At 71.8% G+C, this 26807-nt stretch carries 27 protein-coding genes; 23 read left to right on the forward strand and 4 right to left on the reverse strand.

What is annotated here, in order from left to right:
* Positions 1 to 277: 277 nt before the first annotated feature.
* From D1369_RS08630 to D1369_RS08680, 10 genes are all read left to right on the forward strand, one after another.
* Positions 278 to 1975, forward strand: coding sequence for a nitrite/sulfite reductase (locus D1369_RS08630; protein ID WP_007385537.1), 1698 nt, complete (start codon positions 278 to 280; stop codon positions 1973 to 1975).
* Complete coding sequence (locus D1369_RS08635) at positions 1972 to 2151, forward strand: hypothetical protein (protein WP_007385536.1); 180 nt, start codon at positions 1972 to 1974, stop codon at positions 2149 to 2151. The genes D1369_RS08630 and D1369_RS08635 overlap by 4 nt, the downstream gene beginning before the upstream one ends.
* Positions 2148 to 2858 (forward strand): phosphoadenylyl-sulfate reductase, encoded by a 711-nt coding sequence (locus D1369_RS08640; protein WP_007385535.1) that lies wholly within the window; start codon positions 2148 to 2150, stop codon positions 2856 to 2858. Before D1369_RS08635 ends, D1369_RS08640 begins: the two co-directional genes overlap by 4 nt.
* Positions 2855 to 3418 carry an adenylyl-sulfate kinase gene (gene cysC, locus D1369_RS08645; RefSeq protein ID WP_007385534.1) on the forward strand — a complete coding sequence of 188 codons (564 nt, stop codon included), beginning with the start codon at positions 2855 to 2857 and terminating at the stop codon, positions 3416 to 3418. Before D1369_RS08640 ends, cysC begins: the two co-directional genes overlap by 4 nt.
* Positions 3415 to 4353: a sulfate adenylyltransferase subunit CysD gene (cysD, locus tag D1369_RS08650; protein ID WP_007385533.1), complete on the forward strand. Its 939-nt coding sequence runs from the start codon at positions 3415 to 3417 to the stop codon at positions 4351 to 4353. The genes cysC and cysD overlap by 4 nt, the downstream gene beginning before the upstream one ends.
* A gap of 2 nt (positions 4354 to 4355) precedes the next feature.
* Entirely contained in the window at positions 4356 to 5684 is a 1329-nt protein-coding gene (locus tag D1369_RS08655) for a GTP-binding protein (RefSeq protein WP_007385532.1), read from the forward strand.
* 222 nt (positions 5685 to 5906) lie between these two features.
* Positions 5907 to 7010, forward strand: coding sequence for an ABC transporter substrate-binding protein (locus D1369_RS08665; protein WP_007385531.1), 1104 nt, complete (start codon positions 5907 to 5909; stop codon positions 7008 to 7010).
* A gap of 36 nt (positions 7011 to 7046) precedes the next feature.
* Complete coding sequence (locus D1369_RS08670) at positions 7047 to 7832, forward strand: ABC transporter ATP-binding protein (protein ID WP_037901773.1); 786 nt, start codon at positions 7047 to 7049, stop codon at positions 7830 to 7832.
* The gene (locus D1369_RS08675) at positions 7819 to 8697 is read left to right on the forward strand and encodes an ABC transporter permease (protein WP_037901771.1); all 879 of its coding nucleotides are present in this window, start codon (positions 7819 to 7821) and stop codon (positions 8695 to 8697) included. Before D1369_RS08670 ends, D1369_RS08675 begins: the two co-directional genes overlap by 14 nt.
* Before the next feature lie 4 nt (positions 8698 to 8701).
* Entirely contained in the window at positions 8702 to 9436 is a 735-nt protein-coding gene (locus D1369_RS08680) for a sirohydrochlorin chelatase (protein ID WP_007385528.1), read from the forward strand.
* On the opposite strand, the gene D1369_RS08685 is transcribed toward D1369_RS08680, so the two are convergent.
* Positions 9426 to 10463 carry a 2-dehydropantoate 2-reductase N-terminal domain-containing protein gene (locus D1369_RS08685; RefSeq protein WP_037901768.1) on the reverse strand — a complete coding sequence of 346 codons (1038 nt, stop codon included), beginning with the start codon at positions 10461 to 10463 and terminating at the stop codon, positions 9426 to 9428. The genes D1369_RS08680 and D1369_RS08685 overlap by 11 nt on opposite strands.
* Before the next feature lie 122 nt (positions 10464 to 10585).
* On the opposite strand from D1369_RS08685, the gene D1369_RS08690 reads away from it, so the two are divergent.
* On the forward strand, positions 10586 to 11116 hold the full coding sequence (locus D1369_RS08690; RefSeq protein WP_007385526.1) for a hypothetical protein: 531 nt from the start codon (positions 10586 to 10588) through the stop codon (positions 11114 to 11116).
* A 64-nt stretch (positions 11117 to 11180) separates the two neighbouring features.
* Here the strand turns inward: D1369_RS08690 and D1369_RS08695 are convergent, their stop codons facing one another.
* Together D1369_RS08695 and D1369_RS08700 are read right to left on the reverse strand one after the other, a co-directional pair.
* Entirely contained in the window at positions 11181 to 12092 is a 912-nt protein-coding gene (locus D1369_RS08695) for an NADP-dependent oxidoreductase (protein WP_007385525.1), read from the reverse strand.
* Positions 12089 to 12553, reverse strand: a complete 465-nt coding sequence (locus D1369_RS08700; protein ID WP_050789778.1) for a hypothetical protein — start codon at positions 12551 to 12553, stop codon at positions 12089 to 12091. Before D1369_RS08700 ends, D1369_RS08695 begins: the two co-directional genes overlap by 4 nt.
* Positions 12554 to 12794: 241 nt before the next feature.
* Here D1369_RS08700 and D1369_RS08705 point away from each other — a divergent pair, with 241 nt between their 5' ends.
* From D1369_RS08705 to D1369_RS08760, 12 genes are all read left to right on the forward strand, one after another.
* Positions 12795 to 14030: a sedoheptulose 7-phosphate cyclase gene (locus tag D1369_RS08705; protein ID WP_007385523.1), complete on the forward strand. Its 1236-nt coding sequence runs from the start codon at positions 12795 to 12797 to the stop codon at positions 14028 to 14030.
* Complete coding sequence (locus D1369_RS08710; RefSeq protein WP_007385522.1) at positions 14027 to 14794, forward strand: SDR family oxidoreductase; 768 nt, start codon at positions 14027 to 14029, stop codon at positions 14792 to 14794. The genes D1369_RS08705 and D1369_RS08710 overlap by 4 nt, the downstream gene beginning before the upstream one ends.
* 31 nt (positions 14795 to 14825) lie before the next feature.
* A complete protein-coding gene (locus D1369_RS08715) occupies positions 14826 to 15509 on the forward strand; it encodes an HAD-IA family hydrolase (protein WP_037901766.1) in 684 nt (227 codons plus the stop codon).
* Positions 15506 to 16564 carry an ROK family protein gene (locus D1369_RS08720; protein WP_240436059.1) on the forward strand — a complete coding sequence of 353 codons (1059 nt, stop codon included), beginning with the start codon at positions 15506 to 15508 and terminating at the stop codon, positions 16562 to 16564. The genes D1369_RS08715 and D1369_RS08720 overlap by 4 nt, the downstream gene beginning before the upstream one ends.
* Entirely contained in the window at positions 16561 to 17649 is a 1089-nt protein-coding gene (locus D1369_RS08725; RefSeq protein ID WP_007385520.1) for an alcohol dehydrogenase catalytic domain-containing protein, read from the forward strand. Before D1369_RS08720 ends, D1369_RS08725 begins: the two co-directional genes overlap by 4 nt.
* Positions 17646 to 18497: a TIM barrel protein gene (locus tag D1369_RS08730; RefSeq protein ID WP_237557685.1), complete on the forward strand. Its 852-nt coding sequence runs from the start codon at positions 17646 to 17648 to the stop codon at positions 18495 to 18497. Before D1369_RS08725 ends, D1369_RS08730 begins: the two co-directional genes overlap by 4 nt.
* Entirely contained in the window at positions 18494 to 19531 is a 1038-nt protein-coding gene (locus tag D1369_RS08735) for an alcohol dehydrogenase catalytic domain-containing protein (protein ID WP_118082376.1), read from the forward strand. Before D1369_RS08730 ends, D1369_RS08735 begins: the two co-directional genes overlap by 4 nt.
* Positions 19528 to 20862: an MFS transporter gene (locus D1369_RS08740; RefSeq protein ID WP_118082377.1), complete on the forward strand. Its 1335-nt coding sequence runs from the start codon at positions 19528 to 19530 to the stop codon at positions 20860 to 20862. The genes D1369_RS08735 and D1369_RS08740 overlap by 4 nt, the downstream gene beginning before the upstream one ends.
* Positions 20863 to 20959: 97 nt before the next feature.
* Positions 20960 to 21736 (forward strand): alpha/beta hydrolase, encoded by a 777-nt coding sequence (locus D1369_RS08745; RefSeq protein ID WP_050789775.1) that lies wholly within the window; start codon positions 20960 to 20962, stop codon positions 21734 to 21736.
* Positions 21737 to 21865: 129 nt separating this feature from the next.
* Positions 21866 to 23077 (forward strand): acyltransferase, encoded by a 1212-nt coding sequence (locus D1369_RS08750; protein ID WP_037901764.1) that lies wholly within the window; start codon positions 21866 to 21868, stop codon positions 23075 to 23077.
* A gap of 59 nt (positions 23078 to 23136) precedes the next feature.
* Entirely contained in the window at positions 23137 to 24315 is a 1179-nt protein-coding gene (locus D1369_RS08755; RefSeq protein ID WP_007385514.1) for an MFS transporter, read from the forward strand.
* 6 nt (positions 24316 to 24321) lie between these two features.
* On the forward strand, positions 24322 to 25527 hold the full coding sequence (locus D1369_RS08760; RefSeq protein ID WP_205574462.1) for an acyltransferase: 1206 nt from the start codon (positions 24322 to 24324) through the stop codon (positions 25525 to 25527).
* Here the strand turns inward: D1369_RS08760 and D1369_RS08765 are convergent.
* Positions 25439 to 26725 carry an MAB_1171c family putative transporter gene (locus D1369_RS08765; protein WP_202477116.1) on the reverse strand — a complete coding sequence of 429 codons (1287 nt, stop codon included), beginning with the start codon at positions 26723 to 26725 and terminating at the stop codon, positions 25439 to 25441. The two genes, D1369_RS08760 and D1369_RS08765, sit on opposite strands and share 89 nt — an antisense overlap.
* Positions 26726 to 26807: the final 82 nt, after the last annotated feature.

A 26807-nucleotide genomic window follows, 5' to 3' on the forward strand; every position in this document is an offset into this window, starting at 1 on the left:
CGAGACCAGGGTGTCCACATGCTGGATAAAGCTGGACTGTGTCCAGATCGCCGTGACACGCTTCCGTCATGTCTGGAACTGGAATTGCCTTGGTGAGTCGGCGGCACGTCGACCTCGGCCGCATGTCCAGCGCCATCTGTCCGGTGCGCTGACGAGCCGCAGCGTCACCCGACACATCCTCTCGTTCTCCTCCCCGCGCAATGTCGCGCAGGTACACCCATGCGCCCGTACGCGCAGGTAAGAGCCGCTTCCCGCCTGTCCCGAAGGACGTAGAACCATGGCCGCCACCCCGCAGAACCCTGCTGCCGCAGCGCCCCGCCGCAAGGTGAGCCGTCACCGCGGTGAGGGTCAGTGGGCCGCGGGGCACCACACCCCGCTGAACGGCAACGAGCAGTTCAAGAAGGACGACGACGGTCTCAATGTGCGGACACGCATTGAGACGATCTACTCGAAGCGCGGCTTCGACTCGATCGACCCCAACGACCTGCGCGGCCGCATGCGCTGGTGGGGCCTGTACACCCAGCGCAAGCCCGGGATCGACGGCGGCAAGACCGCGATCCTGGAGCCGGAGGAGCTGGACGACAAGTACTTCATGCTGCGGGTGCGGATCGACGGCGGACGCCTCACCACCCAGCAGCTGCGCGTGATCGGCGAGATCTCCGAGGAGTTCGCGCGCGGCAGCGCGGACGTCACCGACCGGCAGAACATCCAGCTGCACTGGATCCGCATCGAGGACGTCCCGGAGATCTGGAACCGTCTGGAGGCGGTCGGCCTCTCCACCACGGAGGCCTGCGGCGACTGCCCGCGTGTCGTGATCGGCTCACCGGTCGCCGGCATCGCCGAGGACGAGATCATCGACGGCTCCTGGGCCATCGAGGAGATCCACGAGCGGTACATCGGCAGCAAGGAGTTCTCCAACCTGCCCCGCAAGTTCAAGACGGCGATCTCAGGATCCCCGCTCCTGGACGTGGTCCACGAGATCAACGACATCGCGTTCGTCGGTGTCGAGCACCCCGAGCACGGCCCCGGCTTCGACCTGTGGGTCGGCGGCGGTCTGTCCACCAACCCGAAGCTCGGCGTCCGGCTCGGCGCCTGGGTTCCGCTGGACGAGGTGCCCGAGGTGTGGGCCGGCGTGGTCGGCATCTTCCGCGACTGGGGCTACCGGCGCCTGCGCACCCGCGCGCGTCTGAAGTTCCTCGTCGCCGACTGGGGCCCGGAGAAGTTCCGCCAGGTCCTGGAGGACGACTACCTGAAGCGCAAGCTGGTCGACGGTCCCGCGCCCGCCGAGCCCTCGGGCCGCTGGCGCGACCACGTCGGCGTGCACCGCCAGAAGGACGGCCTCTTCTACGTCGGTTTCGCACCGCGCGTCGGCCGCATCGACGGCACCACGCTGACGAAGATCGCCGAGGTCGCGGAGGCACACGGCTCGGGCCGGGTCCGGACCACCGTCGAACAGAAGATGATCATCCTCGACGTCGAGGAGGCGCAGGTCCAGCCGCTCGTCGAGGCCCTGGAGGCGCTCGACCTGACGGCCAAGCCCTCGCCCTTCCGGCGCGGCACGATGGCCTGCACCGGCATCGAGTACTGCAAGCTCGCCATCGTCGAGACCAAGGCGCGCGGCTCCCAGCTGATCGACGAACTCGAGCGCCGGATCCCTGACTTCGACGAGCCGCTCACCATCAACCTCAACGGCTGCCCGAACGCCTGCGCCCGTATCCAGGTGGCGGACATCGGTCTCAAGGGCCAGCTGGTCCTGAACGACAAGGGCGAGCAGGTCGAGGGCTACCAGGTGCACCTGGGCGGCGCCCTCGGTCTTGAGGCCGGGTTCGGCCGCAAGGTGCGTGGCCTCAAGGTCACCTCCGAGGAGCTGCCCGACTACGTCGAGCGGGTCCTGAAGCGGTTCCAGGCCGAGCGCGAGGAGGGCGAGCGCTTCGCCGCCTGGGCCGCGCGCGCCTCCGAGGAGGCCCTGTCGTGAGCGAGCGGGCCGCCCCCTTCTACTGCCCCTACTGCGGCGACGAGGACCTGCGTCCGAGCGAGCAGTCTCACGGCGCGTGGGAATGCGCGGCGTGCAACCGCGCATTCCAGTTGAAGTTCCTCGGGCTGCTGGCCCGGGGTCTTCGGCACACCGACGCAGGGGGAGAACAGATATGACCGCGGTTCAGGAAGAGCGCTCGACCGACGATCTGAAGGCGCTCGCCGAGCAGGCGGGCCGTGATCTGGAGGACGCCTCCGCGCTGGAGATCCTCCAGTGGGCGGTCGACACCTTCGGCAAGCGATTCTGCGTGACCTCGTCGATGGAGGACGCGGTGGTCGCGCACCTCGCGTCCCGGGTCCTCAAGGGCGTGGACGTCGTCTTCCTCGACACCGGCTACCACTTCGAGGAGACCATCGGCACCCGCGACGCGGTCGAGGCCGTGATGGACGTCAACGTCATCACGCTCACCCCGCGCCAGACGGTCGCCGAGCAGGACGCCGAGTACGGCCCCAAGCTGCATGACCGCAACCCCGACCTGTGCTGCAAGCTGCGCAAGGTCGAGCCGCTGGAGCGGGGCCTGAAGGACTACGTGGCCTGGGCGACCGGTCTGCGCCGCGACGAGTCCCCGACCCGGGCGAACACCCCGGTCGTCGGCTGGGACGAGAAGCGGCAGAAGGTCAAGGTCTCCCCCATCGCCCGCTGGACCCAGGACGACGTGGACGCCTACGTCACCGAGCACGGGGTCCTGACGAACCCCCTGCTGATGGACGGCTACGCGTCCGTCGGCTGCGCCCCCTGCACCCGCCGTGTCCTGGAGGGCGAGGACGCGCGCGCCGGCCGCTGGGCCGGGCGTTCCAAGACCGAGTGCGGGCTGCACGGATGACGACATCTACCAAGGAGTTGCACGTGACGACCGGAGCCACCGTCTGGCTCACGGGTCTGCCGAGTGCCGGCAAGACCACCATCGCGTACGAGCTGGCCGGCCGGCTGCGCGAGGAGGGCCACCTCGTCGAGGTGCTCGACGGCGACGAGATCCGCGAGTTCATCTCGGCGGGTCTCGGCTTCAGCCGCGAGGACCGGCACACCAACGTGCAGCGCATCGGCTTCCTCGCCGAACTGCTCGCCCGCAACGGCGTCAAGGCGCTGGTCCCGGTCATCGCGCCCTACGCCGACAGCCGTGACGCGGTGCGCAAGCGCCACCAGGAGAGCGGTGCCGCCTACCTGGAGATCCATGTGGCGACTCCGGTCGAGGTGTGCTCCGTACGCGATGTGAAGGGCCTGTACGCCAAGCAGGCCGCGGGCGAGCTGTCCGGGCTCACCGGGGTCGACGACCCGTACGAGGAGCCCGAGTCGCCCGACCTGCGGATCGAGTCGCAGAACCAGACCGTCCAGGAGTCCGCGGCCGCGGTCCACGCGCTGCTCACCGAGAGGGGACTGGCATGACGACCACCGTTACCAAGGTGGAGGACGGCACGGAGGCTCCGTACGCCCTGTCCCACCTGGACGCCCTCGAGTCCGAGGCCGTGCACATCTTCCGTGAGGTGGCGGGTGAGTTCGAGCGGCCGGTGATCCTGTTCTCCGGCGGCAAGGACTCCATTGTCATGCTGCACCTGGCGCTGAAGGCGTTCGCCCCCGCGGCGATCCCCTTCTCGCTGCTGCATGTGGACACCGGACACAACTTCCCCGAGGTCCTTGAGTACCGTGACCGTGTGGTGGCCGCCCATGGGCTGCGCCTCCATGTGGCCTCCGTCCAGGATTACATCGACCGCGGTGTGCTCAAGGAGCGTCCGGACGGGACCCGCAACCCGCTCCAGACGCTGCCGCTGACCGAGAAGATCCAGGCGGAGAAGTTCGACGCCGTCTTCGGCGGTGGCCGCCGGGACGAGGAGAAGGCCCGCGCCAAGGAGCGGGTGTTCTCGCTGCGCGACGAGTTCTCCCAGTGGGACCCGCGGCGCCAGCGCCCCGAGCTGTGGAACCTGTACAACGGCCGCCACGCACCCGGCGAGCACGTCCGCGTCTTCCCGCTGTCCAACTGGACCGAGCTGGACGTCTGGCAGTACATCGCCCGCGAGAAGATCGAGCTGCCGGAGATCTACTTCGCCCACGAGCGTGAGGTCTTCTCCCGCAGCGGTATGTGGCTGACCGCCGGTGAGTGGGGCGGCCCCAAGGACGGCGAGACCGTCGAGAAGCGCCTGGTCCGGTACCGGACCGTCGGTGACATGTCCTGCACGGGTGCCGTCGACTCCGACGCCGACAGCATCGAGAAGGTCATCACGGAGATCGCCGCCTCCCGGCTCACCGAGCGGGGCGCCACCCGCGCCGACGACAAGATGTCCGAGGCCGCGATGGAAGACCGCAAGCGCGAGGGGTACTTCTAAGCATGAGCACGACCACGGAACTCACCGAGACGACCCTTCTGCGGTTCGCGACCGCCGGTTCGGTCGACGACGGCAAGTCGACCCTCGTCGGCCGCCTGCTGCACGACTCCAAGTCGATCCTCACGGATCAGCTGGAGGCCGTGGAGCGCGCGTCGGCGAGCCGCGGCGCCGAGGGCCCGGACCTCGCGCTGCTGACGGACGGTCTGCGCGCCGAGCGCGAGCAGGGCATCACCATCGACGTGGCCTACCGCTACTTCGCCACCCCCAGGCGCCGGTTCATCCTCGCCGACACCCCCGGCCATGTGCAGTACACCCGCAACATGGTGACGGGTGCCTCCACGGCCGAGCTCACGGTGATCCTCATCGACGCCCGCAACGGAGTCGTCGAGCAGACCCGCCGGCACGCGGCCCTCGCCGCGCTGCTCCGTGTCCCGCACGTGGTCCTCGCCGTCAACAAGATGGACCTCGTCGACTACGCCGAGCCCGTCTTCGCCGCGATCGCCGAGGAGTTCACGGCGTACGCGACCGAGCTGGGTGTCCCGGACGTCACCGCGATCCCGATCTCGGCGCTCGCCGGCGACAACGTGGTGGAGCCGTCCGCGAACATGGACTGGTACGGCGGCCCGACCGTCCTGGAGCACCTGGAGACGGTCCCGGTCACCCACGACCTGAGCCACTGCCACGCCCGCCTTCCCGTGCAGTACGTGATCCGGCCGCAGACCGCCGAGCACCCCGACTACCGGGGTTACGCCGGTCAGATCGCCGCCGGTTCCTTCCACGTCGGCGAGCAGATCACCGTGCTGCCCTCCGGCCGTTCCACGAAGATCGCCGGCATCGACCTGCTCGGTGAGCCGGTCGACGTGGCCTGGACGACCCAGTCGGTGACGATCCTCCTGGAGGACGACATCGACATCTCGCGCGGTGACCTGCTGGTGCCCAGCAAGGACGCCCCGCCGACCACCCAGGACATCGAGGCGACCGTCTGCCACGTGGCCGACGCCCCGCTGACCGTCGGCCACCGGGTGCTGCTCAAGCACGGCACCCGCACGGTCAAGGCGATCGTCAAGGACATCCCGTCCCGGCTCACGCTCGACGACCTGTCCCTGCACCCGCATCCGGGACAGCTCGTCGCCAACGACATCGGCCGCGTGAAGATCCGTACCGCCGAGCCGCTTCCCGTCGACTCCTACTCGGACTCGCGGCGCACCGGTTCGTTCATCCTCATCGACCCGAACGACGGCACCACGCTCACCGCGGGCATGGTCGGCGAGTCGTTCGCGTCCCCGGAGCCGGTCAAGGACGAGTCCGAGGACGACGGGTGGGACTTCTGACATGAACTCCACCGACTACTACTCCACGTTCGCGAAGGAGGGCGGCCGCGTAGGCAGCGGCGCGCTCGGCAGCGGGCAGGGCGGAGTGGCGCGATGTGTGCGCTGACGTACGCGCACCGCTTGCGCGCCCCGTCCCCCCACAGCCGTAGACGCAAACCTGCCGACCTCCCGGCCACGACCTGAAAGACCGTGACCGCCGGGCCTCCGAGAGGAACACCTCCCGTGCCTGCTACACCAGTTCTTCGCCGCACCCTCGCGGTCATCGCCGCGCTCCCGCTGCTCACCCTCGCCGCTTGCGGCTACGGCTCGGACTCCAAGGACACCGACACCGCCAAGGTCGCCGCCGGCGCCAAGAAGATCGACGGGCTCGACTCCGTCAAGATCGGCTACTTCGGCAACCTGACCCACGGCACCGCGCTCGTCGGGGTGAACAAGGGCTTCTTCCAGAAGGAGCTCGGGGCCACCAAGGCCTCGTACGCGACCTTCAACGCCGGACCTTCCGAGATCGAGGCGCTCAACTCCAAGTCGATCGACATCGGCTGGATCGGCCCCTCCCCGTCGATCAACGGCTACGTCAAGTCGGGCGGCAAGAGCCTGAAGATCATCGGCGGTTCGGCCTCCGGCGGTGTGAAGCTGGTCGTCAACCCGGACAAGATCAAGTCCCTGAAGGACGTCAAGGGCAAGAAGATCGCCACCCCGCAGCTCGGCAACACGCAGGACGTGGCGTTCCTCAACTGGATCGCCGACCAGGGCTGGAAGGTCGACGCACAGAGCGGCAAGGGTGACGTCACCGTCGTCCGCACCGACAACAAGATCACGCCGGACGCCTACAAGGCCGGTTCCATCGACGGCGCCTGGGTCCCGGAGCCGACCGCGTCGAAGCTGGTCGCCGAGGGCGGCAAGGTGCTGCTCGACGAGGCGTCGCTGTGGCCGGACAAGAAGTTCGTGATCACGAACATCATCGTGCGCCAGGACTTCCTCAAGGAGCACCCGAAGGCGGTCGAGGCCGTCCTGAAGGCGTCGGTGGAGGCCAACAAGTGGATCAACGCCAACCCTGACGCGGCGAAGGCGGCGGCGAACAAGCAGCTGGAGGCGGACTCCGGCAAGGCGCTCAAGCCCGCGGTCCTGGACCCGGCCTGGAAGTCGATCCAGTTCACCAACGACCCGCTGGCCGCCACCCTCAACACCGAGGCGGAGCACGCGGTCAAGGCCGGTCTGCTGAAGAAGCCCGACCTGAACGGGATCTACGACCTCACGATCCTCAACAAGGTCCTCAAGGCCGACGGCGAGTCCACGGTCGACGCCGCCGGTCTCGGCACCAGCTGACCCCGGTCCCCGAAGAGCTCCCAGGAGGTGACGACCATGGCCACGACCACGACACTCGCCAAGGCCGACGAGTCCGTCGAGTACGCCGCGCGTCTTGAGCACGTCTCGAAGTCGTTCGCGGGACCGGGCGGACAGCAGCTCGTCCTGGACGACGTCAGCATCGATGTCGCGCCGGGCGAGTTCGTCACCCTCCTGGGGGCCTCGGGCTGCGGCAAGTCCACGCTGCTGAACCTGGTGGCCGGGCTCGACGGCCCGACCGCCGGGTCCATCACGACGGACGGCCGCCCCGCCCTGATGTTCCAGGAGCACGCCCTCTTCCCGTGGCTGACCGCGGGCAAGAACATCGAACTCGCTCTGAAACTCAGGGGAGTTCCCAAGCCCGAGCGGCGCGGCAAGGCCGAGGAGCTGCTCGAACTGGTCCGGCTGAAGGGCGCGTACGGCAAGCGCGTCCACGAACTGTCGGGCGGTATGCGCCAGCGTGTGGCTCTGGCCCGCGCGCTGGGGCAGGAGAGCAACCTGCTGCTGATGGACGAGCCGTTCGCGGCCCTCGACGCCATCACGCGCGACGTGCTGCACGACGAGATCACCCGGATCTGGACGGAGACCGGGATCTCCGTCCTGTTCGTCACGCACAACGTGCGCGAGGCGGTACGGCTCGCGCAGCGCGTGATCCTGCTGTCCTCCCGTCCCGGCCGGATCGCGCGCGAGTGGACGGTCGACATCCCGCAGCCGCGCCGCATCGAGGACGCGCCCGTGGCCGAACTGGCCCGTGAGATCACCGAAGAACTGCGTGGGGAGATCCGCCGTCATGGCCAGCACTGACACGACACCGGCCCAGGACGCCGGGAGCGTAGAGGCGGGCCTCGACGCGCTGGAGACCCAGGCCACCGGCCGCCCGACCCTCCGGCAGACGCTCGTCAACAAGATCCTGCCGCCGGTCATCGCGCTCGCGGTGGTCCTCGTGGTCTGGACCCTGCTCTACCCGGTCGTCGACGATCCCTCCAAGCTGCCGTCGCCGGCGGCCGTGGGCTCCACGTTCAAGGACGCCTGGCTGGCGGGCGATCTGCTCGGCTACATCTGGACCAGCGTCTCGCGCGGTCTGCTGGGCTTCTTCTTCGCCCTGCTCATCGGCACCCCGCTGGGTCTGATCGTGGCCCGGGTGAAGTTCATCCGCGCGGCCATCGGCCCGATCCTGTCCGGCCTCCAGTCGCTGCCGTCGGTGGCGTGGGTGCCGCCGGCCGTGATCTGGCTGGGCCTGAACAACTCCATGATGTACGCCGTGATCCTGCTCGGCGCGGTCCCCTCCATCGCCAACGGCCTGGTGTCCGGCGTCGACCAGGTGCCGCCGCTGTTCCTGCGGGCCGGCCGCACGATGGGCGCGACAGGCATCAAGGGCATCTGGCACGTCACGCTGCCCGCCGCGCTGCCCGGCTATGTGGCGGGCCTCAAGCAGGGCTGGGCGTTCTCCTGGCGCTCGCTGATGGCCGCGGAGATCATCGCCCAGTTCCCCGATCTGGGCGTGGGCCTCGGCCAGTTGCTGGAGAACGGCCGCACCAACAGCGACATGGCCATGGTGTTCGAGGCGATCCTGCTCATCCTGTTCGTCGGCATCGCGATCGACCTGCTGATCTTCAGCCCGCTGGAGCGGTGGGTTCTGCGCAGCCGCGGTCTGCTGGTGAAGAGCTGAGTCCATGAAGCCCGTTCTCCTGGTCATCGCCCACGGCAGCCGCGACCCGCGGCACGCCGCGACGGTGCACGCTCTCGTACGCCGGGTGCGCTCGCTGCGCCCGGACGTACGGGTGGAGACGGGCTTCCTGGACTTCAACGTCCCCTCCGTGCCGGGCGTGTTGGAGTCCCTGGCGGCGGAGGGCGTCCGTGACGTCGTGGCGCTGCCGCTGTTGCTGACGCGGGCGTTCCACGCGAAGGCGGACATCCCCGCGGTGCTGCGGGACGCGCCGTCGCGGCTGCGGATCCGGCAGGCGGAGGTGCTGGGCCCGTCCCCGCTGCTCCTGTCCGCGCTCGAACGGCGGTTGTACGAGGCGGGGTTGACGCCCGCCGACAAGTCCTCGACCGGGGTCGTGCTGGCCTCGGCGGGGTCCACCGACCCGGAGGCGATCGCAGTGATCGCTGACATCGCGCGGGAGTGGCGGCACACCGGTTGGTGCGCCGTGCGGCCTGCGTTCGCCTCCGCGGCCCTGCCCCGCACCGAGGACGCCGTACGCGAACTGCGGGCCATGGGCTGCGCGAAGGTGGCGGTGGCGCCGTACGTCCTCGCCCCCGGGTTCCTGCCCGACCGCATCGCGCGGGGCGCGGCGGACGCGGACGTCCTGGCCGGGGTGCTGGGCCCCGCGCCGGAGGTGGCGCGGGTGCTGCTGCGACGCTACGACAGCGCGTCGGCGCGGGTGCTGCTGCCGGTCAGCGCGTGAGACGACGCTCTTTCCCTACGGCCGTCTCGGCCTCGTCGGCGAGCCGTACCAGCTCCCCCACCGGCATCGCCCCGGGCCGTCTGCGTTCACGGGCGCAGGTGTTGGCTAGCCGCTGCAGGAGTTCGTTCAGCGGGGTCGGTACCCCGTGCAGGCGGCCGAGGAGGGCGATCTCGCCGTTGAGGTGGTCGGCCTCGATGGTGCCGGTACCCCGGGTGAGGGACTGCCAGGAGGAACCGCCGCCGCGCGGGGCGCCCTCCAGGGGCTGCAGGGTGACCTTGTCGCCGCGCAGCGCCCGCTGCTCCTCGACGCTCGCGTACGCGATCCCGGCGGCGTCGAGCACGGCCCGGCCCTCGGCCCGTACCCGGCCGACGAGCGCCAGGGCTTCCTCGCTCTCGACGGGACCGGCGACCGCCTCGACGGCGTTGGCGAGGTTGGACAGCAGCTTGGCGTACTGCCAGCGGGCGAGGTCCGGCACGACCGGTGCCTCGAACCGCGACTTCTCCAGGTCGGCGGCGACCCGCCGGGCCGTCTCGTCCGTGCCGTGCGGATACACGCCCAGGTGCAGGATGCCGGTGAGCGGGCTGCCCGCGGCGGAGACGACTCCGGGCTCGACGAAGGTGGAGGGCAGCCAGACGCAGACGCCGTACACGCGGCGGAAACGGCGCAGGGCGATGCGCTGGCCTTCCACGCCGTTCTGCGCGCACAGCAGCGGCAGCCGCTCGGCCGCGGTGCCACCGCCCGCGACCGGGGCGGGGCCCCAGGCGTCGAGGGCGCCTTCGGTGTCCTGGGTCTTCACCGCGAGGACGAGTACGTCGTCCTCCCTGAGTTCGCCGAGCGGTGTCGGCCCGTCGACGACCGGCAGGCGGTACGTCAGTTCGCCTTCCGGCACCCGCAGCCGGAGTCCGTCGTCGCGGAGCGACGCGTGGTGCGCGCCCCGCGCGACCAGCACGACCTCGTGTCCCGAACCCGCGAGCCGCCCACCGACGGTCCCGCCGACCGCCCCTGCCCCGATGATGACGTAGCGCATGGGAAAAGCCTCGCAGAGGACGGGAGTTGAGGTGTTCCCGGGGCGGGGAGGAGCGCCCTCGTGGCGGGTGTGAGTCAGAAAGCGTAGATTTGAGGGCTGGTCTACCCGGGGGGACACGACAGGTGTTGAGAGAGACTTTCCGGCGTCGTGGAGGGCGTTGGGCGAGCGGGAGCGGCGACCGGCGGCGGGACGCCGAGCTGCGGGCGCACAGCCGTCGGCTGCTGCACCGGCTCGCGCCTTCGCTGCCGCTCGGCATCGCCGAGCTGTGCGAGCTGCTGGCCGAGCAGCGCGGAACACCGATCACGCTGCTGGAGTGGGAGCTGCCGGCCGACGGCCCCTTCGGCGTGCTGCTGTCCCGGCCGGACGAGGACGTCATCGTCTACCAGGCGAACACCACCAAGGCGCACCAGGCGCACATCGTGCTGCACGAGATCGGCCACATCATCGCCTACGACCTGGCGGGAGAGCGGCCCGAGCTGCCGTTGCTGCGCACCTGCTACTCCGACCGGGACGAACGGGACGCCGAGGTCGTCGCGTCCACGCTGATGCACCAGGCGATGTCGATGCACCGGCAGGCGCAGCGCTACGGCCTCGACGAGCCGTGGCGGCCCTCGGTCTTCGGCAGCCTCGTCTTCGAGGACGGGCTCAGGTGAGCCGTGCGCGCTCCGGGGCCGCGGGCGGCTGAGGTGAGCCGTGCGCGCTCCGGGGCCTCGGGCCTCAGGGCACCAGGAGGAGCTTGCCGCGGAAACCGCCGCGCTCCAGGCGGCGGTGGGCCTCGGCCGCGTCCTCGAACGGGAGCACGGTGAGTTCCTGACGAGGTGCGATGCCGCGGGCCGCGGCCTCGGCGACACTGACCAGGTCGTCCCGGTCCAGCTCCACGCCGATCAACGTGTACGCGACCTCGGGCCGGGCGGCCGGATCAGGAGCGCTGAACGGGGTGATGGTGAGGAAGGCGCCCTGGGGCCGCACGGCGTCGAACAGAGCGGGCACGCCGCCGGCGTCGATCACGATGTCGTAGGCCCCGGTCCCGACCTGCGCGGGATCCGCGAGCACCGCGCCCTCGCCCGGCCGTCCGGCCCGCTGCTCCTGCCACACGGGCAGGTCGGAGGGGCGGACGAGCAGGTCCGTGCGCGTGGACGGCTCGTCGAGCAGACGGGCCGCGAGGTGCGCGCCGACGCCTCCCTGGGCGCCGATCAGCAGGATCCGCTTCCCGGCGCGGTCCGGGGTGCGGCGCAGCAGCTGGGTCGCGGTCACGCCCGCCAGCGGCAGCGCCGCGGCCTCCTCGAGCTTCAGGCCGTCCGGCACGTGCGCCACGAACCCCGGGTCGAAGGCGACGTACTCGGCCATGCTGCCCACGCCCGTGCCCAGTTGTGCCGTCATCGCGAGGACGCGGTCGCCGGTGCGGAAGCCGGAGCCGGCGGGTGCGTGCGCGACGGTGCCCGCGAGGTCCCAGCCGAGCACGGCGGGCAGGGAGGTGGGGATCAGGCCCGAACGGGTCGCCAGGTCCACCGGGTTGACGGCGGCCGCGGCGGTCTCGATCACCAGGGCGTCGGCGGCTTCCGGCTCCGGTAGGTCGAGGACTTCCAGGACCTCCGGTCCACCGGTCCTGGTCAGGCCGACGGCCCTCATGCCTCCCCCTCCTCGGCGGCCGGCTCGGGGGCCTTTCGTGAAGCGTCCAGTACATCCATGATCGACAGGAGCTGCTCGCGCAGATCCGGGCTGAGCTTGCCGGCGCGCATGGCGATCGAGCGGACCTGCCGGTCGGCGAGTGTCTCGGTCCGCTCCTCCTTCTTCTCCGGGGCGCCGGGCGGTGCCGGCTCGGAGATGAGCGCGCTCACCGAGACCGGCAGGGACATGTCCCGGGACTGGAAGTACCGCACGATCGCCGAGAGCACGTTCATCGTCGGGTTGGTCTGCGAGCCGTTGCGCAACGACGTCAGATAGCTCCGGGAGATCGTCACGTCGTGACCGGGGTCCTCCGAAATCGCCTTGGCGACCTCGGCCGTCGTCGGCTCGCGAAGGCGTCCCACGGCGTCAGGTGTTGCGGCATCCGCGAACCAGGCATTCAGGCGTTCTGCCAACGTGGCCATGCGGTCGACCTTCCCAGGGTTCCAGCGACTCAAGGGGGCGGTGACCAGGCGCTGAGCGGCTCAGCCCGGTGGTGAACGCGCCGGGCGCATCGCTGCGGGCCGACGGTGTCGCCGCCTCTCCTATTGTCGGGAACTTTAGCACGCACGTTACATAGCGAGCCTTGCTGCTACTATATTGAACACGGCGCCTATAAATCTATCTCCTGTCCGCCAATATGGCGCCTGTAGATTCGGAGGAGACATGCACAGCGGTACCCAGATCACCCAGGGGCTCCGTCTGGCCATGGGTGACAGTCCGGCCTGGACGGTCGAGGCCGTACGTCAGGCGCGCTACCACGTCGTGAGCTCCGACCACCTCTTCACGCGGGACAACACCACACTGCTGACCGGCTGCCCGGACGCGCCGCTGCGCTCCGGAGAGCGGCGCCTCCTCGTCGTCGACGAGAACGTGGACACGCTCTACGGCGCTCAGATCAGGGAGTTCTTCGACTTCCACGACATCAGGGCCACGGTCCTGACCCTGCGCGCCGACGAGACCGTGAAGCAGTGGGACGCCGTGTGCGAGGTCGTCGACGCGATGAACGACTTCGGGATCGACCGCCGCCGCGAGCCGGTCATGGCGATCGGCGGCGGAGTCCTGACCGACATCGTCGGTTTCGCGGCGAGCATCTACCGGCGCGGGACGCCGTACATCCGCATCCCCACGACGCTGATCGGCCTCGTCGACGCGGGCGTGGGCGTGAAGACCGGGGTCAACTACTCCACCGGCAAGAACCGCCTGGGCACCTACGCGCCCGCCACGGCCACGTTCCTGGACCGCTCGTTCCTGCGCAGCCTGGACCTGAGGCACATCAGCAACGGCCTGGCCGAGATCCTGAAGATGGCTCTCATCCGGTCCGAGAAACTGTTCGACCTCCTGGAGTCGCACGGTCCCGCGGTGCGCGCCGACCGCTTCCAGGGCACCAACGGCGACCTCGCCCGCGCCGCCGACGCGATCATCGCCGAGTCCATCCACCTCATGCTGGAGGAACTGCAGCCCAACCTGTGGGAGTCGTCCCTGGAGCGCTGCGTGGACTACGGCCACACCTTCAGCCCGACCGTCGAGATGCACGCCCTGCCCGAGCTGCTGCACGGCGAGGCCGTCGTGATCGACATGGCCCTCACCACCGCGCTGTCCACACTGCGCGGCGACGTCAGCGAGGCACAGGCCGACCGGATCTTCTCGGTGATCCGGGCGCTCGGACTGCCGCTCTGGAACGCCGTGCTGGACGACACCTCCCTGCTCGAACACGCGCTGCAGGACACCGTGCGCCACCGCGACGGGCAGCAGCGGCTGCCACTGCCGCTGGGCATCGGACGGCACCGCTTCGTCAACGACGTCACCCCGGCCGAACTGCGCGAGGCCGCGAGGCTGCTGCACGGCCGCGCGGCGGACCTGTCGCCCGCCGCCTCGGACGAGGAGCTGGTGAGCGTATGAGCGCGCCGGACCGCACGCCCGCCACGGCCGTCGTGGTCGGCGGGTCGACCGGGATCGGGCGCGGCATGGCCGACGCCTGGGCCGCGCAGGGGATCGAGACCCACGTCTTCAGCCGCAGCCGTCCGGCCGGCCCCGACGGCGACCGGCTGGTATGGCACCGCACCGACCTGCGCGACGCCGAGCAGGCCGCGGAGAGCCTGCGCTCCGGCCTGCCGGACCGCATCGATCTGGTCTGCTACTCCGCCGTCTACTTCACCTCCCGGCGCGATCCGTTCACGCGGACGACCGAGGCCGACTGGCTCGACCAGTTCGCCGTCAACGTGCACGGCCTGGCCCGGACCCTGCGGGCCACGCTCCCGGCGCTGCGCGAGGCGGCACCGGGGCTGTTCCTGCACGTGTCGTCCGAGGTCGTGTACAACGCGGGCCCGCACCGCTCCGGTTACGCCGCCACCAAGGCCGCCGCCGACTCCCTGATCCGGTCGGTCTCGCAGGAGATCGACCCCGCCGAGGTGACGTTCGTCCAGACGCTGCCCGCGGGCATGGTCGACACCCCGGGCATCCGCGCCCGGCGGCCCGCCGACTTCGACTACCGCGGCTACATGGCACCGGCCGCCTTCGCGCCGCTGGCCGTGGAGCTCGCCCGCACCCGGGGCGTCCCGTACGCGGGCGAGGCGCTCGTCGTACACGAGGACGCCACCTGGTCGTCCGTCGCCGAGGATCTGCCCGTTTCCCAGTCGCGTCCCCTCGCGGACGTCCGCGCGTAGCCGCGGCCGCCCCCTCTGCCTGGAGTACCCCTTGCCTCAACTGCACGCCACAGCACTGCTGTTCGACATGGACGGCACCCTCGTGGACTCGACCGCCCTGGTCGAGTCCACCTGGGCCGGATTCTGCGAACGGCACCGGCTCGATCTCGCGGAGGTACTGGCCTTCGCCCACGGCCGCCCCACCCGGGAGACCGTCGGCCACTTCCTCTCCGACCCGAACCTGGCGGCGGCGGAGACCCGGCGCCTCGTCGCCCACGAGGAGTCCGAGACCACGGGCATCACCGAAGTCCCCGGCGCACGTGCGCTGCTCGCCGCACTGCCCCCGCACACTTGGGGCGTCGTCACCTCCGCGGGTCGCCGGCTCGCGGAGGTCCGAATGGCCGCGGCCGGGCTCCCGCTGCCCGGAATCCTGGTCAGCGCCGACGAGGTGAGCCGCGGCAAGCCGGACCCCGAGGGCTATCTGAGCGCCGCCGCCCAACTCGGCTGCCCGCCGCAGGACGCGGTCGTGGTCGAGGACTCCAGCGCGGGGGTGCGGGCCGGACTCGCCGCCTGCGGACGCACGGTGGTCATCGGCGCTCTGGACACGTACGACGACGTGGCACCGCGCTGGACCGACTTCCGCGGCTTCCGGGTCGAGCCGCCGCGGGCCGGCGTCTCCGGCGTACTGCTGGACGTACCCGAGCCGGTCGCCGCGGGCCAGGTGGTCGCGCGGTGAGGAGCAGCGCCACTCCCGCCGTAGCGCCCCCGGCGTCCGCGAGCGGCCCGGCCTCACCCACCCCGGCGTCCCCCGCGCCCCCCGTCTTCGCCGCGGACATCGGCGGTACGTGGGTGCGTATGCGCACCGGTGGGCCGGAGGAAGCGGTGGAGCGGGTTCCGTCGCCCAGCCGGCTGCGTCACCCGGAGCGTTCCGTCCCCCGGTTGCGGGCGGAGCTCGTCGGCCTGCTGGGCGACCGGGTGCCGGCCGGGGCCCGAGCCGCGCTGTCCTTCGGCGCGGCCATCGACCACCTGACCGGCACGGTGTACGGGTCGGCCCCGCTGTGGGGCGAGGAGACCGCCCCGTACGACGTGGCCGCCGAGCTGCGACGCCGTAGGCCCGATGTCACCTGGCACCTCGTCAACGACGTCACCGCCGCGCTGCTGGACTTCGCCGCCGTGCACGCCCGGCCGGGCGTGCGGCGCGTGGCCTATCTGACCGTCAGCAGCGGCATCGCGCTGCGCACGGCGGATCTGGAACAGCGCCGGATCCCGGTCGACGACATGGGCCTGCAGGGCGAGGTGGGCCACCTCCCGGTCACGCTCACCCGCCCCGGCTCGGACGTCCTGACGGGCCTGCCCTGCGAGTGCGGCGCGCGGGATCACCTCGCCTCGGTCGCCTCCGGCCCGGGCCTCGCGCGGACGGCGGAACGGCTCGGGCTGGCCCGGCCCGCGCAGGTCGCCGACTGGCTCCCCGGCGCCCTCGCCGCCGGCGAACCCGGCGCCCGGCGGCTGCTGGAGCTGTGCGCCGCCCCGGTCGCCGAACTGCTGCGCACCATGTGGTGCCTCGATCCGCACCTCGACCTGATCGGGATCGGCGGTGGGGTCGCCGAGGGGCTCGCCGGGCCCTACGCGGCCGAGATCCGCCGCCTGCTCGCCACCGCCACGTCCTACGCCGACCGGGGCCGCGACGACAGCTGGCTCGACGAGCGGCTCGTGTTCTGCGCACCCGGACAGGTCGACCCGCTGCGCGGCGCGCAGCGGGTCGCGGACTGGCGCCACGGGATCACACGGTGAGCGCCGCGACCCACCGTGCCCTCGTACGCCGGCCGCCCGACGGATCCGGCCGCACCCTCGTCGAGGTGGCCGAGGTGCCCCTGCCGCGACTCGAACCGGGCGACGCCCTGCTCGCACCGGCGACCGTGGGCATCTGCGGCACCGACTGGCAGATCCTGCGCGGCCTGCGCGACGACCCCACCCCGGTCCTCGGCCACGAAGGTGTCGCGTACGTGGTCGAACCCGGGGATTCGGGCCTGGCGGAGGGCACGGCGGTCACCGTGAACCCCACGCACCCGCACGACCCGTCCTTCCTCCTCGGCCACAACCTCCCCGGCCTGTGGGCGGAACGCACCCGCATCCCGGCCACGGCCGTGCGCGCCGGCCTGGTCGTCCCGGTGCCCGAGGACGCGGCGCGGCCTCGGGTGGCCGCCCTCGCGGAACCGCTCGCCTCGGCGCTGTACGGGATGCGGATCGCGCGCCACGCGGTGCGGCCCGCCGCCCTGGTCGTCTGGGGCGACGGCATCGTGGGACGGCTCGCGCGCGATCTCTGGCGGACCGAACTCCCGGGGCTGCACTGCCTCCTCGTGGGGCACGGCCCCGACGCCACCGACCCGGCCGACCCGGAGTTGCCGGGGCTGCTGGCCGCTCTCCCCTCGCCGGTCGTCGCGGTGATCACCACACCGCGTACCGGCACCCGGGAGGCGCTCACGGCGCTGGACCGGCAGGTGCCGGGCACGCTCCTGGTCGACGTCCACGCCGGCCTCGAGCCGGGGCCGCTCCCGCTGACCGCCGGTGACATCGACGTCGCCGCGATCCGCGCCGCCAACTGCGGAGGCACCCCCTGGCCACCGCGCGTCGAGGAGTTCCAGCGGCCGCACGGCCGGCTCCTGCTCTGCGGTCACCGCGGAGTCGGCGACGGCCATCTGCGGCACGCCGTCGACCTGTTGCGCACCACTGCGGACCTCGGTGAGCGCGTGCTGACCCACCGGGTCGGACCGGAGGAGGCCGCCGACCTCGTCAACACCGTGCTCGTCTCGGGCACACGCGAGGCCACCGGGCACCGCGTCCTCAAGACGGCGATCGACATGGGGGGCCGCCCATGACCGGAGCACCCGCGGCCACGGCGTCGAGCACAGCCACGAACGCACCCATGCGTCCCGCCCCGGCCGTCGCCGCCCCGCAGTGGCGGATCGACACCGACCGCCGGGCGGCGGCGCGCACCGCGCTCGCGGCGGGAGCCGACCAGCTGCACCTGGACTACGGCGGCGCCCACCGCGGCCCACCGCTGAGCGACCCCGTCGCTTGGCGGGCGGCCGAGGCCGTCACACGACGGCTCCCGGTGCCCGTGCTCGCCGTGAACCACCTCAACGACATCGGCCTCGCACACGAGCGGGGCGTACCCAACCCCGCCGCGGTGGAGCTCCTGCGGCACGCCCTGGACTGCGCCCTGCGCCTGGGAGTCGCCGTGCTCCATGTGCCCGGATTCCGGCGCAGCCTGCCGCACGGCGCGGGCATCCGGGCCGGCACGGTGGAGGCGCTGCGCGGGGTGTGCGCTCAGCTCACCGGGACGGACCTGCTGGTCGCCTACGAGTCCCCGCTGGGCGCGCGGGAGTCGCTCGCGCTGGCCCGTGCGGTGGACCATCCGGCCCTGCGCCTGGTCCTGGACACCGGCAACCTGTGCGACGCTGGCCTGCGGCCGCTCGCCTTCGCCGAAGCGGTCGCGGCAGCCGGACTGCTGCTGCCGGACGTCCACGTCAAGGACGGTTCCGGTACGACGGCGCCCTCGGCCGGTGACCTCCCGGCCCTGCTCAGGACGTCCGGCGCCCGCTCGGTGCTCGTCGAGAACGACTACCGGCACACCCCCGCCCGCCTGCGCGAGGACATCGCCCTGTGCCGCCGTGCGGCGGCCCCCCGCCCTCCCGAGAAAGCCCCCTTCAAGGACGCGCCATGAAAGTCATCCAGCTCACCGCCCCCCGCACGCTGTCGGTCACCGAGAGCGCACCGCCCGAGCCCGGACCCGGCGAAGTCCTCGTCCGGGTGGGGCTGCTCGGCCTGTGCGGCACCGACCTCGGCTTCTTCGACGGCAGCAGCAACTACCTGCGCGACGGGCTGAAGAGCTACCCGTTCGTCCTCGGCCACGAATGGATCGGCACCGTCGTCGGGGCCGGTCCCGGGACCGGCCCCGACCTGCTCGGCCGGCGGGTGTCGGGCCACAACTTCCGTGTCTGCGGCCGGTGCGCGCACTGCCGGGCCGGACGTATCCGGTCCTGCCCCGAGCGCAGCGAGATCGGCGTGCTGGGCACCCGGCCGGGCGCCGGGGCGCAGCTGATCACCGTCCCGGTGGACACCCTCACCCGGATCCCCGACGGCCTGTCCGCCGCGGCCGGCGCCCTGCTGGAGCCGACCGCCGCCGCGGCGCACGCCGTGGACCGGCTCACGGTGACCGCGTCCGACCGGGTGGCGGTGCTGGGCGCCGGCACCCTCGGGCTCGCCGCGGCGCAGATCACCCGGGCGATCGGCGCGGACACCCTCGTCCTCGACCCGCAGCCCGCGGCCCGTGCGCTCGCCGCCGAGCTGGGCCTGCGCGCCCAGGACGCCCCCGGAGCGTCCGACGAGGAGGCGTACGACGCGGTGATCGAGGCGTCCGGCAGCGCGGCAGGCGTCCGCGCCGCCGTCCGACTGGTCGCGGCCGGCGGCCGCATCGCCCAGCTGGGCACGCCCCATCACACCGTCGACGGCTTCGACGCGGCGGCACTGGTGATCCGGGACGTGACCCTGCACGGCGTGCTGTCCGGCATCGGCTACTGGGACCGGCTCGTCGGCCTCGTCGAGTCCGGGGCGGTGAACCTCGACGCCCTCGTCGACCGGGTCTTCCCGCTGGAGGAGCTGGACGCCGCCTTCGCCCACCTCGCGGACGGCGGCCGGGACCGCCCCAAGGTCCTCGTCCGGATCGACCCGGCGCTCGCCGCCGCCGACCGGGCATGAGCGGCGGGGCAGGGGCCCGCGACCGTACCGACGGGACAAGGGCCCCCGACCGTATCGACGCGTCGGCCGCCGTGCGGCTGGCCGTCCTCGCGAGCGCCACGTTCGTCTATGTGACCTTCGAGGTCTTCCCGGTCGGGCTCCTCCAGGACATCGCCCGCGATCTCGACGTCCCGGCCGGCCGGGTGGGGCTGCTCATCAGCGGTTACGCCGTGGTCGCCGCCGTCGTCACGGTGCCGACGGTCGCGCTGGCCTCCCGCGTCTCGCGCGGTACCGCCCTGGTGGTCTCCCTCCTCGTCCTCGTGGTCGCCGAGGTGCTCGCCGGGTTCGCCACGAGCTTCGCGATGATGGTGGTCAGCCGGGTGGCCGCGGCCCTGACGCACGGTGTGCTCTGGTCGCTGATCGCCCCGGCCGCGGCGACGCTGGTACCGCGGCACCGTGTGGGCACCGCGACCGCGGCCGTGTTCGGCGGTTCCACCCTGGCCGCGATCGCCGGCAGTCCGGGGACGACTCTCATCGGCGAGCTGATCGGCTGGCGGGCCACGGCCCTGGTGCTGGCGGCGGCCACCGTGGCCGTGACTGTCGGGCTGGTGTGGGCCCTCGGGCTGTACGGCCCCACCCGGCCGGCGGCGGCCGGGACGCCGGGGACGGACGCGGCGACCGGGGATCCGGACGGCACGGCCGGCGCCGGGCGGCGGGGGGCGCACTGGCCCCGCGTCCTGACGCTGTGTGCCGTGGCGGTCGTACTGATCAGCGCGCACTTCCTGAGCTACACCTACTTCGCCGTCCTCGTCACCGAGGTCACCGGCAGCTCCGCTGCGACGGTGGGGCTGCTGGCGGTCTTCGGCTGCGCGGGGGCCGTGGGCACCTGGCTGGTGGGCCGGTACAACGACACGGCCCCCCGGCGGACGGCGTCCGTGACCATCACGGTGTTCGCCGTGGGCGTCGGGCTGCTGGCGGTCGCGTCGGTGCTGGACGGCGGTGCCCTGGCGCGCGGCACGGCGGCCGCTGTCGCCGTCGCCCTGTGGGGCGGCGCGTTCGCCGCGGCCGGACCGGTCTTCCAGACGGGCGTGATGCGCCTGGCAGGCCAGGAGGCCGACCGCGCCTCCTCCGTCTATGTCACCGGCTTCCAGATCGGGATCGCGAGCGGCTCGGCCCTGGGTGCCGCGCTGCTCGGCCGGTCGGCGTTGTGGCTGCCGGTCACCTCGACGGTGCTGGTGGCGCTCGTGCTGCTGGTCGTCCTGGTGCGGCGCCCGGTGCCGACGGCCGAAGTGCCCGCCAAGCAGGACGACAAGGACGCCCCGGACGACCAGCACGCCGAGGTGCGCCTTTAGAAGTCGGTGTGCAAATTTAAAACCCGAGATGCTTATATAGTGGCACCAACGCTTCTGGCGACGCCCTCCGTTCCCCCCACCCGTGAAAGGCAATGAGATGCCCCATACGACCGTCGACAGCGCGACCGTGCACTACCGCACCGAGGGGCAGGGCCCCGGCCTGCTCCTGGTGCACGGCACCGGCGCCACCGGTGACGCCAACTACGGTCATCTGCTGGAGGAGTTCACGGACCACCGCACGGTGATCCTCCCCGACTACGCCGGCAGTGGCGGCACCACCGACGACGGCAGCCCGCTCACGCTGGAGCAGCTCGCGGACCAGGTGCTCGGTGCCGCCGACGCGGCCACGGACGAGCCCGTCGACATCGTCGGGTTCTCCCTCGGCGCGCTCGTCGCCGTCATGGCCGCGGCCCGGCGTCCCGAGCGGGTGCGCCGACTGGTGCTGGTGGCCGGCTGGGCCCGCAACGACGACCTGCGCAAGCGTCTCGGGTTCACCCTCTGGCGCCGGCTGGCCGACGTCGACCCGGAGCTCTACTCGCACTACATCAGCCTGCTGCTCTTCACCCCGGGCTTCCTGGCGACCCTGGACGAGAACACGTTCCACGAGGCCGTGGGCGGCGCCGCGGTCGAGGAGGGCACTCTGCGCCAGATCGAACTCGGCCTGGAGGCGGACATCCGCGAGCTCCTGCCGAAGATCGGCGTCCCCACCCTGGTCGTCGGCTGCCTCCACGACCAGCTGGTCCCCGTCGAGCACTCCCGGGAACTGCACGAGTCGATCCCCGGAAGCACCTACCTGGAGATCGAGAGCGGCCACCTGGTGCCGGCCGAGGCGCCGGACAAGCTGGTGGACGCCATCCGGACCTTCCTGAACTGACCTCTCTCCGGCACGCAACCGAGGCGGGCGACCGGACACCGGCGTCCGGCCGCCCGTCTGCCCGCTCGCGCGCCCGCGCGCCTGCCCGCTCGCGCGACTCATCGAGCCCCAGAGGAATGAAGCCTGCCCATGGCCATGCAAGAGACCTCACCGTCCGAGCTCATACGCCCGTCCGCCACCACGCCCGACGGCGCCATCACGTCCGGCGGCGCGGCACCACGCCCCGGCGTCGTCCGGCTGCCCTCCCTCACGGGGATGCGGTTCCCGGCGGCGCTCCTGGTCTTCCTGTTCCACGTCTCCCTGCCCGCCGGCTGGCTCATGCCCGGCGACGCCAACTCCACCCTCTTCGCACGGCTGGTCGAACAGGCCGGCGGTGTCGGCGTCACCTTCTTCTTCGTCCTCAGCGGCTTCGTCCTCACCTGGTCCGCCCGTGAGGGGGACCCGACCAGGTCGTTCTGGCGCCGCCGGTACGTCAAGATCGTGCCGAACTACCTTGTCGCCTGGGCGCTCGCGATGGTCCTGATCGCGGCCGGTACCGCCGCCTGGCGCTCGGGCGTCACCTTCTTCATGCTGCAGTCCTGGGTGCCGGACTACGACACCAACTTCAGTGTGAACGCGCCCGGTTGGTCGCTGTCCACCGAGGTCTTCTTCTACCTGTGCTTCCCGCTGCTGTTCGCCGGGGTCCGGCGGATCGCGCCGCGGCGGCTGAAGTTCTGGATCGCGGGCGTGATCGCCGCGGTCGCCGTCACACCCTGGCTGGCCACCACCTTCGTCCCCGCGGGCGACGTCTACATGTCGAACGAGCCCGGTGTCTCCGGCCTCCACCTCTGGTTCGCCTACGTCTTCCCGCCCGCCCGGCTCCTCGACTTCCTGCTCGGCATCCTGGTCGCCCGCGCCGTCATGCTGGGCCGGTGGCGTGACATCGGCCTCGTCCCGGCCGGCCTGCTGCTCGTGGCGAGCTATGTGATCGCCGAACTCCCGGGCGTGCCCTACCTGTTCGCGCAGCGGGCCGTCTGCCTCGTGCCGTGCGCCCTGCTGATCGCGGCCGGTGCGCTCGCGGACGCGTCCGGCCGGCCGACCCTCTTCCGCAACCGCGCGATGGTCTGGCTCGGCGAAGTCTCCTTCGCCTTCTACCTGCTGCACTTCATCGTGCTCTTCAAGACACGCGAGCTGCTCGGCGCCCGCTTCGACTCCGTCCCGACGGTGATCGCGCTGGCCGTCGCCGAGTGCGCGCTGGCGGTCCTGGCCTCCTGGGCGATGTACGCCTGGATCGAGAAGCCGCTGGTACGGCGCTGGTCCCGCACCCGGCCCAAGGCCCCCGACGCCGCCACCGTCGCCTGATTCCCGCCAGCACCGCCTGATTCCCCGTCACCGCCCCGCACGACCGAAGGTGCATACCCATGCCGTTCCGACTCGCCGCGCTGATCCTCGCGATCTTCTGCGTCGGCACCGCGGAGCTGTCCCCCAGCGGCATGCTGGACGACCTCTCCGCCGACCTCGCCGTGAGCATCGCCACGGCCGGACTGCTGGTGACCGCGTACGCGTTGACGATGGTGGTCGGCGGCCCCGCGGTCACCGCGCTCACCACCCGGGTGCGCCGCAAGACCCTGCTCGTGGCCCTCCTCGCGGTCTTCGTCCTGGGCAACGCCGTCTGCGCCCTGGCGCCCGGTTTCGGCGTGCTGATGGCCGGCCGGGTGGTGACCGCGGCGGTGCACGGCACCTTCATGGCGGTCTGTGTCGTGACCGCGGGGAACATGGTCGGGGCGGGCAAGGGCGGCGGTGCCGTGGCCGCGACCCAGCTCGGGATCAACCTCGCCACCGTCCTCGGCGTGCCCATGGGCTCCTTCCTCGCCCAGCACTACGACTGGCGTGCCCCGTTCGGCGTCGTCGCGGCCCTGGCCACGGTGGCGATCGGCCTGGTCCTCGCCTGGGTGCCCGACACCCCCGCCCCGACCGTCAGCGCGGCCCATGAGGCCCGGGTGTTCCGCCGCCCGAGCGTCTGGGGCACGGTGGGCGCCACCGTGCTCTGCTCCGCCGGCATGTTCACGCTGATCACCTACATGGTGCCGCTGCTGACCGGCGTGGGCGGTCTCCCCCGGCGGTGGGTGCCCGCCGTGCTGCTCGCCTACGGGCTGGGCTCGATCGTGGGGAACCTGCTCGGCGGACGTTTCGCCGACCGCGGCATCGACCGGGCCGTCGGACAGCTGTCCTGGGCCCTGACGGCCGTATGCCTGCTGGTGTGGCTGCTCGCCCCGTACGGCCTCGCCGGGGCGTTCGCCCTGGTGCTGTTCTCGCTGGCGACCTTCGCCCTGATCCCCGGCCTCCAGGCCAAGGTGCTGACCGAGGCCTCCGACGCGCCCACGCTCTCCCTGACCGCCAACATGTCCGCCTTCGGCCTGGGCGCGGCGCTCGGCTCGTGGCTCGGGGGCCTGCTCACCGAGTCCGCGGCCGGCACCCGTGCCGTCCCCGTCGGGGCCGCCGCACTCACCGCGTCGGGCGCGCTGCTCGTGCTCGGCCTGCGCCGCGCGGCCCGTCGTACCCCGCAGACCCTTCCCATCGCCGTATCCCCTGAGAGGTGAGCCGTGGTGACCGCGCCACTCCCCGTCCAGACCGGCACATCCGCCGGTGAAGCCCCTGCCGGACGTCCGGCACCCCTGCCCTCGCTCACCGGCCTGCGGTTCATCGCGGCGGCCCTGGTCTTCTTCTTCCACTCCTCGTTCTTCGAACCGTTGACCAACCCCTTCGCCGACCGCGGTCAGGCCGAGGGCTTCCAGTGGCTGTTCAGCAAGGCGGGCTGGATGGGGGTGTCCTTCTTCTTCGTCCTGAGCGGCTTCGTCCTGACGTGGTCCAGCAGACGCGACGACACGGTCACCGGGTTCTGGCGGCGCCGCTTGCTCAAGATCTTCCCCAACCACGTCGCCATGTGGGCGCTGGCGATGCTGCTCTTCGCCGGGGCGACGACCCCGCTCACCTCGTGGCTGCCGAACCTGTTCCTGCTGCACTCGTGGTTCCCGCAGCACGACATCTACATCAGCGTCAACGCGCCCAGCTGGTCGCTCTGCAGTGAGCTGCTCTTCTACCTGCTCTTCCCGTTCCTCATCGGGCCCGTCCGGCGGATCAGGACCGAGCGGCTGTGGGCCTGGGCCGGCGCCGCCGTGGTCGGCATGCTCGCTCTGGAGACGGCCGTCTACCTGCTGGTGCCGGACCAGCCGCGCACGCCCGAGGGGTTCCCCATCTCGTCCCTCCAGTTCTGGCTCGGCTACAACTTCCCTCCTGGCCGGCTCTTCGAGTTCGTCCTCGGCATGCTCCTGGCCCGGCTGGTCCTGGCGGGCCGGTTCCCCCGCGTTCCCCTGACCGCCGCGCTCGCGCTGGTGGTGGCGGGCTACGCGCTGGCGCTGAACGTGCCGTTCCTGTACGGGTTCACCGTCGCCACCATCGTTCCGGTCGCCGTGCTGGTCTGCGCGGTGGCCCTGGCCGACGTGGACGGCCGGCGCACCCTGCTGAGCGGCCGGACGATGCGGTGGCTGGGCGAGGTGTCCTTCGGCTTCTACCTGGCCCAGTACGTGGTCCTGTACTACGGCCGGGTCCATGTACTGGACAACAGGACGTACGGTCTGCTCGGCGGCGTACTCGAACTGCTCGCCCTGTTCCTGGTCACCCTGGCCCTGGGCTGGCTGCTGATGGTCTGCGTGGAACGCCCGGTCATGCGCCGCTGGGCCCGTCCCCGCGACCGGACACCGCGGACGGCTCCGGGGCCGGTCGCGGTCCCGGTCGCTCGGAGTTCCGGCTGAGGGTGCCGCCGGGGTGTCCCGAGGCGACCACGCGGGAGCGCGACCGCGGGGCAGCCGTGCGCAGCTCCTCAAGGCCGCGGGAGAGCTCGATCAGTCCCGCGAGATCGCTCTCGTAGTCGGCGTCGTGGCCTCCGCCCGGGTCCACGACGACCGACGGCGCCGAAGCCGCGCCGTCCTCAAGGTCGGTGTCGCCGTGCAGGCGCAGCGCCCGGTCGACCAGGCGGGCGAGGTCCGGCCCGGTCGGGGTCCCGGCCGCCGACGGCGTTTCCTGTGCCGCTTGGCGCAGGTAGGGGCTGAGCCGGGTGAGCCCGTCCCGGCACTCCACGTATCGGCGGTAGACGACCGAGCTGTAGTCCAGGGGCGGCCGCCGCCGGTACCGGGGGGCGCGGTCGAGCACCAGCTCCGGATAGAGCTCCGCGAGCCGCCGCCACAGCTCCTCAAGGCCCCGGAACCGGGCCCGGTGGCAGGACCTCTCGCGCAGGAACTGAACCGTGCTGGCCAGGCACGGCAGGCTCAGTCCCGCGCACACCGCGATGGCGGCCACCTGACCGAAGAGAAAGGCGTTCGCGTACGTGATGTGGTGCCCGAAGCCGCGGAACGCACGGCAGTTGACCCACAGGATGCGGAAGGCGCAACTGAGGGAGAGCCCCAGCAGCCCGGCGGAGACGGTGCCCAGGGAGATGCGGCGCAGCGGCTGGCCGCGCCGGGCGTGACGAGCGGCGATCAGGGCACAGGTGGCGTATCCGAAGACCAGGTAGACACCGCCGATGTCGTAGAACGCGCGCACGCGCCAGTCGTCCAGGTAGGGCGCCGCCAGCGAGTGGTTGCGCAGATCCGGCGGCAGCGACGCGGTCAGGACGGCCATCGCGGTCAGGCAGCTCAGGCAGAGCACCACTTCGCCCCTGGTGCCCAGGGACCGGCGTTGCAGCGGGTACTCACGCAGGAAGCCGATCATGAGGCAGAGCCCGGTCAGGATCGCCGCGTTGTACGTGAGTTTCGTGAACCCGGTGAAGGTGAAGCCGTCCAGTAACGCGTGACCGGGGAACTGGCCCAGCAGGTTTCCCATGCCGAGCAGGAACATCGACAGGCACAGATGCAGCCGCATCGGAGCACGAAAGCGCTGCCGGACCAGTGCGGGGAGCGTCCACGCCGTGCCACCGAGGAGCGTGACGACCGTCACGAGGTTCACTCCGCTCATGCCGACCGTCCCGCAAGTCCCCGCGCGCACCGCACTTCTGGGCTCACCATGCGTCTCTCCGTCCCCCGGACCCTGCCGAGAT

The sequence above is a fragment of the Streptomyces sp. CC0208 genome, from assembly GCF_003443735.1.
Classification (GTDB): domain Bacteria; phylum Actinomycetota; class Actinomycetes; order Streptomycetales; family Streptomycetaceae; genus Streptomyces; species Streptomyces sviceus.

Excerpts from the sequence above, each read along its gene's own strand:
- D1369_RS08630 (WP_007385537.1), top strand. The coding sequence starts at position 278 with ATGGCCGCCACCCCGCAGAACCCTGCTGCCGCAGCGCCCCGCCGCAAG.
- D1369_RS08640 (WP_007385535.1), top strand. The coding sequence starts at position 2,148 with ATGACCGCGGTTCAGGAAGAGCGCTCGACCGACGATCTGAAGGCGCTC.
- cysC (WP_007385534.1), top strand. The coding sequence starts at position 2,855 with ATGACGACATCTACCAAGGAGTTGCACGTGACGACCGGAGCCACCGTC.
- cysD (WP_007385533.1), top strand. The coding sequence starts at position 3,415 with ATGACGACCACCGTTACCAAGGTGGAGGACGGCACGGAGGCTCCGTAC.
- D1369_RS08655 (WP_007385532.1), top strand. The coding sequence starts at position 4,356 with ATGAGCACGACCACGGAACTCACCGAGACGACCCTTCTGCGGTTCGCG.
- D1369_RS08670 (WP_037901773.1), top strand. The coding sequence starts at position 7,047 with ATGGCCACGACCACGACACTCGCCAAGGCCGACGAGTCCGTCGAGTAC.
- D1369_RS08675 (WP_037901771.1), top strand. The coding sequence starts at position 7,819 with ATGGCCAGCACTGACACGACACCGGCCCAGGACGCCGGGAGCGTAGAG.
- D1369_RS08680 (WP_007385528.1), top strand. The coding sequence starts at position 8,702 with ATGAAGCCCGTTCTCCTGGTCATCGCCCACGGCAGCCGCGACCCGCGG.
- D1369_RS08685 (WP_037901768.1), bottom strand. The coding sequence starts at position 10,463 with ATGCGCTACGTCATCATCGGGGCAGGGGCGGTCGGCGGGACCGTCGGT.
- D1369_RS08695 (WP_007385525.1), bottom strand. The coding sequence starts at position 12,092 with ATGAGGGCCGTCGGCCTGACCAGGACCGGTGGACCGGAGGTCCTGGAA.
- D1369_RS08700 (WP_050789778.1), bottom strand. The coding sequence starts at position 12,553 with ATGGCCACGTTGGCAGAACGCCTGAATGCCTGGTTCGCGGATGCCGCA.
- D1369_RS08705 (WP_007385523.1), top strand. The coding sequence starts at position 12,795 with ATGCACAGCGGTACCCAGATCACCCAGGGGCTCCGTCTGGCCATGGGT.
- D1369_RS08710 (WP_007385522.1), top strand. The coding sequence starts at position 14,027 with ATGAGCGCGCCGGACCGCACGCCCGCCACGGCCGTCGTGGTCGGCGGG.
- D1369_RS08730 (WP_237557685.1), top strand. The coding sequence starts at position 17,646 with ATGACCGGAGCACCCGCGGCCACGGCGTCGAGCACAGCCACGAACGCA.
- D1369_RS08735 (WP_118082376.1), top strand. The coding sequence starts at position 18,494 with ATGAAAGTCATCCAGCTCACCGCCCCCCGCACGCTGTCGGTCACCGAG.
- D1369_RS08740 (WP_118082377.1), top strand. The coding sequence starts at position 19,528 with ATGAGCGGCGGGGCAGGGGCCCGCGACCGTACCGACGGGACAAGGGCC.
- D1369_RS08745 (WP_050789775.1), top strand. The coding sequence starts at position 20,960 with ATGCCCCATACGACCGTCGACAGCGCGACCGTGCACTACCGCACCGAG.
- D1369_RS08750 (WP_037901764.1), top strand. The coding sequence starts at position 21,866 with ATGGCCATGCAAGAGACCTCACCGTCCGAGCTCATACGCCCGTCCGCC.
- D1369_RS08755 (WP_007385514.1), top strand. The coding sequence starts at position 23,137 with ATGCCGTTCCGACTCGCCGCGCTGATCCTCGCGATCTTCTGCGTCGGC.
- D1369_RS08765 (WP_202477116.1), bottom strand. The coding sequence starts at position 26,725 with ATGAGCGGAGTGAACCTCGTGACGGTCGTCACGCTCCTCGGTGGCACG.